Here is a 12066-nt window from a genome sequence, read left to right on the forward strand (position 1 = left end):
GCATCGGCGAGGCTTTGTCAGTATGGCGATTACTCGCTGACAGTAATGCCGCCTTTCATCACAGCATAGTGACCGGGGAAGCTGCAGAAGAATTCGTATTCGGTACCGGCTTCCAAACCTTCGGTTTTGAAAGTTACAGAATCTTCTTGACCGCCGCCCAGCAATTTGGTGTGGGCAACAATGCGCTCATCGCCTTCTTTGATGTACTCTTTAGCAGCACCGGCAGCAATAGCATCTTTAGCGACGGCTTCCATATCGGCTTTCTTGGTTACCACGACATTGTGTCCCATTGCCGCTGCAGGCAATTTACCGACGTGTTTCAAAGTGACGGTAAATTCAGGGCATTCGGTTTTATTGATGCTGAATTCTTTAACGTCGAATTTCATTGCATCATCGCCGGAGATAGTGATAGCGCATTTATCAGCGCCGGCTGCCGCCGCTTCTTCGGCTTTTGCAGCCTCTTGCGCCATCGCGTTCATGCTTAAAGCAGCCAATAATGTTGAAATCATCAATTTTTTCATGGAAGTTCCTCTTCAATTAATCAAAATAATGCGGTTTGCATTATGCTGATAATAGCGCAATCTTCGCCTTGAGGTAAAGTTATCAAACAAAATGGTAAGGTGTTGATAGAAATCAATCCTAAGTGTGGCTTAATAATCCGCATTTTGCTGTCGAATACTTTGTCAATCCGAGCATTTACAGCTATGATGCGGCGTTTATCATTGGATTTATCTTGAGGATTTATGAAAAACACAGACGATTTACGCATTGCGCAGATTCGCGAGTTGCTGCCGCCGATTGCCTTGCTGGAAAAATATCCCCTAAGCCAAGTAGCGGCGGAATTAACCCAAACGACGCGAGATAAAATTCATGCCATGCTGCACGGGCAAGATCGCCGTTTGCTGGTCATTATCGGGCCCTGCTCGATTCACGATACCGAGCTGGCAAAAGATTACGCCCATCGCTTGCTGCCGCTGCGCGAGCAATATCAAGACAGTCTTGAAATCGTTATGCGGGTCTATTTTGAAAAACCGCGCACCACCGTCGGTTGGAAAGGCTTTTTAAACGATCCTTTCTTAGACGGCAGCTTTGCCATCAATGACGGCCTGCGCCACGCCCGTCATCTATTATTATCGCTCAATGAAATGGGCATGCCGGTGGCGACTGAATTTTTAGACATGATTACCCCGCAATACATTGCCGATATGGTCGCATGGGGCGCAATCGGCGCGCGCACTACTGAAAGCCAAGTGCACCGCCAATTGGCATCGGGTTTATCCTGCCCCGTAGGCTTTAAAAACGCCACCAACGGCGACATGCAGATAGCTGTTGACGCCATCGCTTCCGCGAATGCGCCGCATGCCTTTTTATCCGTTACCAAATTCGGGCATTCCGCCATTGTGAACACCAAAGGCAATGAAGACGCGCATATCATCCTGCGTGGCGGCAGCAAAGCGCCGAATTACGATGCACAATCGGTTGCCGACTGCGAAGCCTTATTGGAAAAAACAGGACTGCCGGCAAAAATCATGATTGATTTCAGTCATGCCAACTCCTTAAAGCAATATGAGCGGCAAATGTTGGTCGGCGCAGATGTCTGCGCGCAAATCCAAGCGGGAAACACGGCGATTTTCGGCGTGATGATTGAAAGCCATCTGGTCGCCGGCAGTCAAAAATTGATTGACGGCAAAGCGGAAGTCTATGGACAAAGCATTACCGATGCCTGCATCGGCTGGGCGGATACCGAAAAAATCCTTGCCGAATTGGCACAAGCCGCCAAAGCGAGAATGGCATGAAAAACGTCTTTTTTATCCTCTTCTGCGGCGCGGCATTGGCAGGCTGCGCCAATCAAAACGGCATGGGCGTCGGGCAGCAGCTTGCCGCCACATGGCTGAATAATGAATGCCACCGCTATATCGAAGGGCAGCAAATATGGCAGTTGGGCAAAATCGCCTTGGGCAATGACGCCGATTATTACAAAAGACAAGTCTGCCAATGCGCTTCGCAGGAAGCGGCAAAAAACATGAACAGCGAGCAAATGATCGGACTGGCGAACGAGCGTAAGCGCCCGCAGATTTTACTTGAGATGATTGCGCCGACGGTGGTGGTTTGTTATCGGGAATTAAAAGGTCTGTTTTAATCCTGCTGCAAAAGCATATGAGAAAGCGCTGAATACCGTTTTTTGAAGTTAAAAGGCGATATTTATCAATAAGCGCTATAATAGGCGGCGCATTTAATTGAAATGCCCCTAACGTTTAAGGAATCAATATGAAAAAATTATTAGCGATGAGTTTATTAGCCGTATGCAGCCATCATGCCTTTGCACAAATGGAGAGCTTTGACGGCATTTTCCACACAGGAGAGGAATCTGAGAAAGTTGCCGAATCGATGATGCAGGAAGTGATGATGTCGGTGATGACTGCCGCTATGGCAAACGGCGGCAAAGAAATCGATGAAAAAGAAGTCGCTCAAAAAATGTTTCAAGATATGTCAAAACATGCTGAGCCTTTGAAAGCGGCGATGCAGAAAGATTGCGCCGCAGAGGAAGATGCCAAGGCTTGCGCTTGTTTTTATGATCAAGTCGATTTAAAAGAGATGTTTTCTGAGATGGAAAAAGCGGTTGTGAATGCGAAATCTGAAGAAGATGTCGATAAATTGATGCGGCCTTATATGGAAGGCGTGGAAGCGAAAAAAGCGCAGTGTAAATTAGACTAAGCACGACGCATTGCCGATGAATATCATCAAAGAATGGAAAAATTTAATACATGGATTTTATATTTCTACTTCTTTGATTCGCATAAAGGCTAGGAATTCCTAGCCTTTTTTATGTTCCAAATTACCATGTCATGCCGGGGGTTTTGACCGGTGCATCCCAATATTTAAGGAGTGTGTTGTCCACGCGGGTTAAGGTAATGGAGATGCCTTGCATATCCAGCGAGGTGCAGTAAGAACCGACAAGGCTGCGGGCAATTTCAATGCCCTGCTCTGCGCAACGCTGTTGCAGACGATGATACACGCCGTATAGCTCCGATACCGGTACGCTACCGAGATTATTCACTAAGGCGATGACTTTATCGCCGCTTTTCAACGGGCTTTTCTCGCTGACTTCTTCGTCCCAAGTGCGGCTTTCTCTATTCCAGTTGCGCAGGGTGCGGCTGTAGGCGCCGTTTTCCATCAAGGTGGCGAACATTTGATCGACGACGGTATCAAGATTTTGATATTGGCGGCGTTCGATGCCGGGCTCGCCGTGTATGCCGACGCCGAATTCGATTTCGTTTTCCGCCAATGTGAAAGACGGTTTGCCGGCTGCCGGCACGGTGCAGGCGTCTAGGGCGATGCCGATGGAGAAGCCTTCGTTATTGATGTGTTTGCCGAGTTGCACCAATTCGTCAAGACCGGCGCCATCGCGTGCCGCCGCGCCGAGCAGTTTTTCCATGATGACGGTATTGGCAACGCCGCGCCGTCCTGCCGTCCACGTGCTGTCTTTAACCGCAACATCATCATCAACCAATACAAAGCCGATATCCGTGCCTAAATCTTGTGCCAATTCGGTAGCGGTTTCAAAATTGAGTACGTCGCCGGTGTAGTTTTTCACAATCAGCAATACGCCTTTGCCGCTATCGACCGCTTGCGCGCAGGCCAGTACTTGGTCGGGCGTGGGCGAGGTAAAGATTTCTCCGGGTACGCCGCCATCCAGCATACCGTCGCCGATAAAGCCGCAGTGCATGGGTTCGTGTCCGCTGCCGCCGCCGCTGACCAAGGCGACTTTATCAACTATCGGCGCGTCTTTTCTGGTGATGAACGTCGGGTCGCTGTGTAATTTCAATCCCTCATGGGCGCCGACAAATCCTTGCAATTGTTCCGTTAAAACGGTTTCTACGCGGTTAATGAGTTTTTTCATAATCCAATTCCTTATTAAAAATAAAGGGCTTAGTGCGGTCAAGCGCCAAGCCCTTGTGTTTATTTAGCCATCGGCTAATTAAAAATGTGATAAACGATGGCGGCTAAAATAGCACCTGCGACAGGGCCGGCACAGGGAATCCAGCCGTAAGCCCAATCCGGACGGGTGTTGAATTTGCTGCCGATGAAGGTTAATACCGCGCGCGGTGCATTATCACGCGCTGGGTTGATGGCATAACCCGTGGTTCCGCCTAAGCTTAAGCCGATTGACCACACTAAGAGCGCGACCGGTAAAGCACCCAATGAGCCTAAGCCGATTGGTGCAGCTTCAGCTGTACCGGGGGCGAATTCCGCGCCGGCGATGTACAGAATGACGAATACCAAAACGAAAGTACCGATGACTTCGCTGATGAAGTTATTGCGGTAATTGCGGATGGCTGGCTCGGTACAGAAGCATGCACGTTTGGCACCTTCGTCTTCCGTTACTTTGAAATGGTCGATATACACGGTATAGACCAACAAAGCGCCCAAAGCGCCGCCGATGAATTGTGCGATGATATAAGGCACGACACTGCCCCAGGCAAATTTGCCGGCTGCCGCCAATCCGATGGTAACCGCAGGATTGAGATGTGCACCTGAAGCGCCCGATACCAAGACCGCGACATAAACGGCGAAGCCCCAAGCGGTAGTAATCACAATCCAGCCGCTGCTGTTGCCTTTGGTGCCTTTCAGCACGACGTTTGCCACTACACCATTACCTAATAAAACAAGAATCATGGTGCCGATGAGTTCTGACATAAAAGGACTCATAATTTACTCCTCAATCCAATGTTGCGCGGCTTTGACCGCTTTATCCCAATAGCGCAAGATTTTTTCCAGTTTTTCTTTCTCCATTGCAGGGCTAAAACTGCGGTCTTTTTGCCATTGGTCGCTGATTTCTTCAGTACTTTTCCAGAAACCGACTGCCAAACCTGCCAAATAGGCGGCACCCAAAGCGGTGGTTTCCAATACTTTCGGACGAATGATGTCGAATTGGAAGACGTCCGCTTGAATTTGCATGAGCAAATCGCTGGCGGACGCGCCGCCGTCAACACGGAATTCTTGAGTTTCTTGGCCGACGTCTTTTTCCATTGCCCGCACGATGTCGCGCACCTGCAGAGCAATACCTTCTAAGGTCGCGCGCGCGATGTGGGCATCGGTAGTGCCACGCGTGATGCCGATGATGGTGCCGCGGGCGTATTGGTCCCAATGTGGCGCGCCCATGCCCGCCAAGCAAGGCACGAAATAAACACCGCCGTTGTCCTCCACAGTTGCTGCCAAGCTGTTAATCGCATCGGAAGTACGAATGGCACGCAAGCCGTCGCGTACCCACTGAACCGCCGCACCGCCTACGAATACGCCGCCTTCCAGCGCATAAGTGGTTTTGTCGCCGATTTTCCAAGCAACGGTCGAAAGCAGATTATTTTTCGATTCCACCACTTCTTCGCCGGTATTCATCAGCAGGAAGCAGCCGGTGCCGTAGGTGTTTTTGACCATACCTTTTTTGGTACACATTTGCCCGAATAAAGCCGCTTGTTGGTCGCCGGCAATCCCTGCAATCGGCACTTTGCCGCCTTGAATGTAGCGGCTATCGACATAGCCGTAAATTTCACTGGAGGATTTGACTTCCGGCAGCAGCGATTTCGGCACTTGGAAGAGTTCGAGCAATTCATCATCCCATTGCATGGTATGAATGTTGAACAACATGGTGCGGCTAGCATTACTCGGGTCGGTTACATGCACTTTGCCTTCGGTCAAACGCCATACCAACCAACTGTCCACCGTGCCGAATGCCAATTCGCCTTTTTCCGCTTTCTCACGCGCGCCTTTGACATTATCTAAAAGCCAACGCACTTTACTGGCGGAGAAATAGGCATCGATGACCAATCCCGTTTTCTTGCGGATGAATTCGCCGTGCTCTTCTTTCAAGCTGTCGCAATAGCGCGCGGTGCGGCGGTCTTGCCAGACAATCGCGCGCGCAATCGGTTCGCCGGTTTTTCTGTCCCAAATCATCGTGGTTTCGCGTTGGTTAGTAATCCCCACCGCTGCGATGTCATCTTCACGCACCCGCGCTTTGGCAATCGCTTCCTGCATGACGGAAAGCTGCGTACTCCAAATCGCTTCGGGGTTATGTTCTACCCAGCCCGGCTCCGGAAAATGTTGCGTGAAATCTTTTTGTGCGACATTTACGATTTCTCCTTGGTGGTTAAATATAATCGCACGCGAGGATGTGGTGCCCTGATCAAGGGCAATCACATATTTTGCCATGTCTAATCTCCTGTTTCTCTATGATTTATGACAAAGTATATTGCTCGACTAAGGATTTGAAGCCCTCAATCTCGCTATTTAGGCGAATGCTGTCCCAATTGAGACGCGTTGCCATAAATTCTGCGACCCTCTGCGCCGCTTCGCCGGCGGCACGGGCGTCTAAGAATAATAAACGGATGCGACGTGCCAGTACGTCTTCCAAGGTCAGCGCCAGCTCATGCTCAATCGCCCAAGCCACTTGCGCTAAAGTATAAGGATAATCGGCGTGAATTTTTTCTGCCAATTGACTGTCTTGCGCGGCTAAAGCGTTAACTTTTTCCGCATCCGAACCGTAAACCGCCATATGGCTGTCGTCTAAATGTGCACCGCTGAGGCTGCCGTGCAAAGGCATTTCTACCGTTTGACAGGCTTTCTGCGGCAATAAACCGGCAGTAATCGCCGCATCGACGGTATCTTCCGCCATTTGGCGGTAAGTCGTCCATTTGCCGCCGAAAATATGCACCAAACCGGAATTGCTGACCTCGACTTTATGGCTGCGCGAAACTTCTTTAGTGGATTTGCCCTCTTCTTTCGGCGCGGCAAGCGGACGCAGTCCGACGAAAATGCTGCGCACATCGGCACGCGTCGGTGCGCGTTTGAGGTAATCTTTGGCGGTTTTGAGAATGAATTCAATCTCTTCTTCCAAGGGCTTAGGCTCGTAATGCACGTCTTTAATCAAGGTATCGGTAGTGCCGACCACTAATTTGCCATGCCAAGGCACAGCGAACAAGACGCGCCCGTCGCTGGTTTTAGGTACCATCAAAGCATCGTCGCCAGGAAGGAAATCGCCGTCTATAACGATATGCACGCCTTGGCTGGGCACAATACGCGCTTTTTCGCCAGGTTCGTCCATCGCAATAATGTCATTGGCAAAAACGCCTGTGGCATTGATGACAGCTTTGGCTTTCAAACTATATTCCACGCCGCTGACGCCGTCTTTACAGCTCACGCCGCAAATTTTGCCTTCCGCATTTTTCTCCAAAGCCGTAACCAAGCAATAATTGAGTACGGTCGCGCCTTTATCGATGGCAGTTTGCGCCAAAGTCAAAGCCAAACGCGCATCGTCGAATTGACCGTCGTAATAGCACACGCCGGCGCGCAGTTTTTCTTCTTTAACCCCGCTTAAACGACGACGCGATTCTTGCTCGGAAAGATGGCGGGTGTGTCCGATGCTCAATTTGCCCGACAAGCGGTCATAAAGCCAGAGTCCGAAAGTATAATAAGGCGCTGTCCACCATTGCTCGCCGGGGATAATAAAGGCTTGGGTTTTAAACAAATGCGGCGCATTTTTGGCAAGCCGTCCGCGTTCGCGCAAAGCCTCGCGTACCAATGCTATATCGCCCTGCGCCAAATAACGCACGCCGCCGTGCACAAGTTTGGTCGAACGGCTGGAAGTTCCTTTGGCAAAATCTTTACCTTCTAACAAAAGCGTGGAGTAACCTCGGCTTGCCGCATCAAGCGCCGCGCCCAGTCCTGTTGCACCGCCGCCAATGATGATGACGTCCCATTCATTTTGGGTGGATAATTTTTCTATTCCAGCTGCTCTGTGCATGATGAACTCCTAATGTAAAAAAGTATCTGAGGTTTTAGTAAGCCAAATGTAGCACTAAGCGCGAATGGCTACAAGATGAGATAGCAAAAAAAATGATAAATAATGCTTATTTTTAACAAAATAACCTCACTTTTTTGCAGATTTTAATCGTCTAGTCTGCAAAAAAATCTGCTATATCCTCATTTTCACACATATCTCTGTGCAGCATCTTCAATAAAGATGTTTTAGAAAAATATTCTCAATATCTAATATGATGCTATAGTTAGGACTTTACAACTGCTAAAAGGATCATTTATGGCAACATCATCCGCTCCAAGCCATGGCAAGAAAGTGCCTGTTCTTGCTGTAGGTCTCATGCTATTCGCCCTGTTTTTCGGCGCGGCGAATTTGATTTTCCCGCCTTTTTTAGGCTTGCAGGCAGGCGAACAAGTTCAGTCTGCGATTTTAGGCTTTTTAATCACAGGCGTGGGTTTGCCTTTATTGGCGATTGTCGCCATCGTGCAAAGTGGCGAATACGAAATCGAAAAATTGGCGGGACGTGTGCATCCTGCTTTCGGTGTAATGTTTACGGTGGCTTTATATTTGTCTATCGGACCTTTGTTCGCCATTCCGCGCACGGCAACTGTGTCTTATGAAATTGGTATCACGCCCTTCATCGGCGAGGCAAGCGAAAATACAAAAGCGATTCTGCTCTTTTGCAGCAGTGCGGTATTTTTTGCCCTTGCCTGCGTGCTGGCATTAAGCCCGAGCAAATTGGTCGATCGCATCGGCAAAATTCTCACACCTCTACTGTTATTGGCGATTACCAGCCTGATTGCGGCGGCAATTATCTCGCCCTTAGGCGGAGAAGATGCGGTGCTGCCTGCCGCGCAAGCCGATTATGTCAGCCAAGCAATGGTCAAAGGATTTTTAGAAGGCTACAACACGATGGATGCCTTGGCGGCATTGGTCTTTGTGGTAATTGTCATCAATGCGATTAAGGCATTCGATGTGCAAGATTCTCTATTAGTCAGTCAATTGGCTTTTAAGGCTGCTTTGATTGCCGCTTTCTGTTTGGCAACGGTATATTACTTTATCGGTCTGCTTGGCGCCGCCAGCGTGCATTTGGGCATGGAAATGAAAAACGGTGCGCAAATCCTTGCTGCCGTCACGCAGCATTATTTCGGCTTGGCAGGAAAAATCGTCTTGGCAAGCATTGTCTTATTGGCTTGCTTGACGACCGCTGTCGGTCTGATTAGCGCTTGCGCAAGCTATTTTACGCAATTATATCCGCGCCTTAGCTACCGCCAATACGCCTATCTCTTTACCTTGGTCTCGCTGATTTTGGCAAATAAGGGTTTGAACGGGATTATCGCCTTCTCTATTCCGGTATTAGTCTTGCTCTATCCGCTTACCATCGTTTTGGTAGCTCTGTTGCTGCTGGACAGACTCTTTGCCGGCAAACGCCATGTTTATGTATTGACGATAGCGGTTACCTTAGTATTCGCGCTGATGGACAGCTATCAAGTCAGCTTCGGTTTTAGCGACGGCACAAAACAATGGTTGAGCGAAAATCTGCCTTTATACCAATACGGCTTGGCATGGCTGCCGCCCGCATTCATTGCTTTTGTGATTTCCGCCCTCATTCCGCGCCGTCATCACTAATCTCCGGCAGGGAAAGCGGCGCTAAAAACACTAAAGCCGCGCCGCTTTCCCAAGACATGCTTGCCGTCTCTGCCTGCATCTCATTACGCGCAAAGGCGGCAACATGCGGTTCTACGCAGGCATTATCCGCCACCCAACGTAAACCTTGATAAGACAATCCTTGCAAGCGTTCAAAAGCAAACAGACTCACTTTATCCCCCACTTTGCCCTGCCATTGAATCTTCTTTGCTCCCTGTGCTTTCACAATCGTGGCATGATTGCGCCACAAAATCACAGGCGCTGAAATTTGCGGCAGCACCCATAAATTGGCAAACTCGTGATCCGCTTCGTTCCCGCCGCTACCAAGAATGTACAGCAATGCTTCCGGAAAATGTCTGCCGACATAATCCAATGCCAATTCAAAATCGGTTTGAGATTTATCGCTTGAAAATGCTGCACGCGCAATAGCGGCGCGCGTAGCTGTAATTTGGCTGCTGTCAAAATCTCCAATCCACAAATCTACAGTCCAAGCGCAGGTTTCGGCATGTGCAATGCCGCCGTCAACAGCAATCACAAAATCCTCTTTATCAGGCGCAATAGGGGCAGGGCTATAATCGCCGGCAAGTAAAATCCAAACTCTTTTTCTGTGCATCTGTGTTACTTCATGTGGAAAAACGACAAAATAAAACAAAATAAAAAATATGTAAATACGGATATTTGGCAATAAAACAGTAATAAACATTTGATATGGATTGCAGCTATGTTTACACTGCACATGCCTTATGGGTAACTGTTATTATTTTTTTCTTTCAAGGAGTGGATTATGATTGGTTTTTTAAAACCTGCAGCGCATAAACCGCGCTTGCCCGCCGAACAAATAGATCCCACCTATCGCCGCCTACGTTGGCAGGTGTTTTCTGGGATTTTCTTTGGTTATGCGGCATATTATTTTGTTCGTGCGAATTTCGATTTATCGCAAAAAGGCTTAATTGAAGCAGGTATTTATACCAAAACTCAATTAGGTACTATCGGCGCCGCCGCAGGTCTTGCCTACGGTCTGTCGAAATTCTTTATGGCAATGATTTCCGACCGTTCAAACCCTAAATATTTCCTACCTTTAGGTTTGTTCCTGTCAGGCTTATGTATGACTTTGATGGGAACCACATCAATTGTCACATGGGGCGTACCAGTAGCCTTTCTCATGATTTTCCTCAACGGCTGGTTCCAAGGTATGGGATGGCCGCCTTGCGGACGCAGCATGGTGCATTGGTGGTCAAAATCCGAGCGTGGTTCCATCGTATCTATTTGGAACTGCGCACATAATCTTGGCGGCATGGTGCCTGGATTAATGGTCTTATTAGCAGGTTGGCTATATTTTCGCGAACACGGCGTAAAAGCCGAAGCAGTCGATATTTGGCAGCAGGCTTTATATATGCCGGGTATTGCGGCTATGATCGTCTCCGTGCCGATTCTTCTCTTAATGCGCGACACTCCGCAATCTTGCGGCTTACCGCCAATTGAAGAATACAAAAACGATTACCCGGACGATTACAACGAAAAAACCTATGAACACGAACTGAGCGTCAAAGAAATTTTCGTTACTTATGTCCTAAAAAACCGTCTGTTATGGTACATCGCCATCGCAAACGTTTTCGTTTATCTCATTCGCTACGGCGTATTGAAATGGTCGCCGGTTTATTTGGGTGAAGTCAAGCATTTCGATATTAAAGGCACGGCATGGGCATATACCATTTATGAATTGGCCGCCATTCCCGGCACCTTATTATGCGGCTGGGCATCGGATAAGGTCTTTAAAGGCAAGCGTGGTTTAACCGGTTTCATCTTTATGATTTTAACTACGGTTGCTGTTTTCGCCTTATGGAAAAACCCTGCTACTCCTGAAGCGGAAATCGCCAACTATGCACATTGGTATAACAACCCGTATCAATTAACCGACTTTATTTTAATGACTACGGTAGGTTTCCTCATCTATGGTCCTGTCATGTTGATTGGTCTGCATGCGCTCGAGTTGGCGCCGAAAAAAGCGGCGGGAACCGCAGCCGGCTTTACCGGTTTATTCGGTTATCTCGGCGGTACGGTATCTGCATCAGCAGTTGTAGGCTGGGCTGCGGATAAATACGGTTGGGACGGCGGTTTCTATGTGATGATCGCAGGTAGTGTTCTTGCCGTTATCTTGTTATTCATTACCATGATTGAAGAAGGCAAACATAAAGCGCGTATCGCTGAAAGCGAGCGTCTTAATCCCTAATCTTCGATAGATAGGTATAGAGAGAGGGAAGCATATGCTTCCCTTTTTTGCATTACTGATGCGGGAAACTGAAAAAGTATAGTCGATTCATAATAAAGATAAATGTTTGAAACTACAGATGATCTGTTGTTCAATCGGATACATAAAAGTTTTGTATCGCTATATCAGATGGTTATATGCTATGTAAGCAGAATTTCTGCTTCCCCCGATTGTATTGGTTAAGTTTGTTTTTATGGCTTGAATTGTCAAACCAAGTGCAATACTTTTTTAAAGTAACCTTCATAAGGTGTTTTCCAGCCTAAACACTTTCTCGGTCGTAGATTTAATTTGTCGACGACCAATTGAATATAATCATCGCTCCACCGGTTTATATCCT

At 48.3% G+C, this 12066-nt stretch carries 11 protein-coding genes and 1 pseudogene; 5 read left to right on the plus strand and 7 right to left on the minus strand.

The genetic code is table 11. From position 1 onward, the window contains the following. Positions 1 to 29 precede the first annotated feature (29 nt). Complete coding sequence (azu, locus tag ACJHVI_RS06240) at positions 30 to 521, minus strand: azurin (RefSeq protein ID WP_483183823.1); 492 nt, start codon at positions 519 to 521, stop codon at positions 30 to 32. A gap of 222 nt (positions 522 to 743) precedes the next feature. On the opposite strand from azu, the gene aroG reads away from it, so the two are divergent. The 3 genes from aroG to ACJHVI_RS06255 all read left to right on the plus strand — a co-directional run bounded on the left by aroG (position 744) and on the right by ACJHVI_RS06255 (position 2715). Continuing rightward, a complete protein-coding gene (gene aroG / locus ACJHVI_RS06245; protein ID WP_483183824.1) occupies positions 744 to 1796 on the plus strand; it encodes a 3-deoxy-7-phosphoheptulonate synthase AroG in 1053 nt (350 codons plus the stop codon). Further along, positions 1793 to 2140 (plus strand): hypothetical protein, encoded by a 348-nt coding sequence (locus tag ACJHVI_RS06250; RefSeq protein ID WP_483183825.1) that lies wholly within the window; start codon positions 1793 to 1795, stop codon positions 2138 to 2140. The genes aroG and ACJHVI_RS06250 overlap by 4 nt, the downstream gene beginning before the upstream one ends. 128 nt (positions 2141 to 2268) lie before the next feature. Next, positions 2269 to 2715, plus strand: a complete 447-nt coding sequence (locus tag ACJHVI_RS06255) for a hypothetical protein (RefSeq protein WP_483183826.1) — start codon at positions 2269 to 2271, stop codon at positions 2713 to 2715. A 121-nt stretch (positions 2716 to 2836) separates the two neighbouring features. On the opposite strand, the gene dhaK is transcribed toward ACJHVI_RS06255, so the two are convergent. The 4 genes from dhaK to ACJHVI_RS06275 all read right to left on the minus strand — a co-directional run bounded on the left by dhaK (position 2837) and on the right by ACJHVI_RS06275 (position 7798). Next, positions 2837 to 3901: a dihydroxyacetone kinase subunit DhaK gene (gene dhaK / locus ACJHVI_RS06260; RefSeq protein WP_483183827.1), complete on the minus strand. Its 1065-nt coding sequence runs from the start codon at positions 3899 to 3901 to the stop codon at positions 2837 to 2839. Between the two features lie 74 nt (positions 3902 to 3975). Further along, positions 3976 to 4710, minus strand: a complete 735-nt coding sequence (locus tag ACJHVI_RS06265) for an MIP/aquaporin family protein (protein ID WP_483183828.1) — start codon at positions 4708 to 4710, stop codon at positions 3976 to 3978. A 3-nt stretch (positions 4711 to 4713) separates the two neighbouring features. Beyond that, positions 4714 to 6207 carry a glycerol kinase GlpK gene (gene glpK, locus ACJHVI_RS06270; protein ID WP_483183830.1) on the minus strand — a complete coding sequence of 498 codons (1494 nt, stop codon included), beginning with the start codon at positions 6205 to 6207 and terminating at the stop codon, positions 4714 to 4716. A 25-nt stretch (positions 6208 to 6232) separates the two neighbouring features. After that, positions 6233 to 7798 carry a glycerol-3-phosphate dehydrogenase/oxidase gene (locus ACJHVI_RS06275; RefSeq protein WP_483183831.1) on the minus strand — a complete coding sequence of 522 codons (1566 nt, stop codon included), beginning with the start codon at positions 7796 to 7798 and terminating at the stop codon, positions 6233 to 6235. Between the two features lie 294 nt (positions 7799 to 8092). Between ACJHVI_RS06275 and brnQ the strand changes: the two genes are divergently transcribed. Next, on the plus strand, positions 8093 to 9442 hold the full coding sequence (gene brnQ / locus ACJHVI_RS06280) for a branched-chain amino acid transport system II carrier protein (protein WP_483183832.1): 1350 nt from the start codon (positions 8093 to 8095) through the stop codon (positions 9440 to 9442). On the opposite strand, the gene ACJHVI_RS06285 is transcribed toward brnQ, so the two are convergent. Then, on the minus strand, positions 9420 to 10073 hold the full coding sequence (locus ACJHVI_RS06285; protein WP_483183833.1) for a thiamine diphosphokinase: 654 nt from the start codon (positions 10071 to 10073) through the stop codon (positions 9420 to 9422). The genes brnQ and ACJHVI_RS06285 overlap by 23 nt on opposite strands. Positions 10074 to 10244: 171 nt before the next feature. Here ACJHVI_RS06285 and glpT point away from each other — a divergent pair, with 171 nt between their 5' ends. Then, positions 10245 to 11690, plus strand: a complete 1446-nt coding sequence (gene glpT, locus ACJHVI_RS06290) for a glycerol-3-phosphate transporter (protein WP_483183834.1) — start codon at positions 10245 to 10247, stop codon at positions 11688 to 11690. 245 nt (positions 11691 to 11935) lie between these two features. On the opposite strand, the pseudogene ACJHVI_RS06295 reads toward glpT, so the two are convergent. Then, positions 11936 to 12066 (minus strand): annotated as a pseudogene (locus ACJHVI_RS06295) (IS30 family transposase); the annotation flags it as partial.

It is taken from the genome of Suttonella sp., assembly GCF_056855035.1.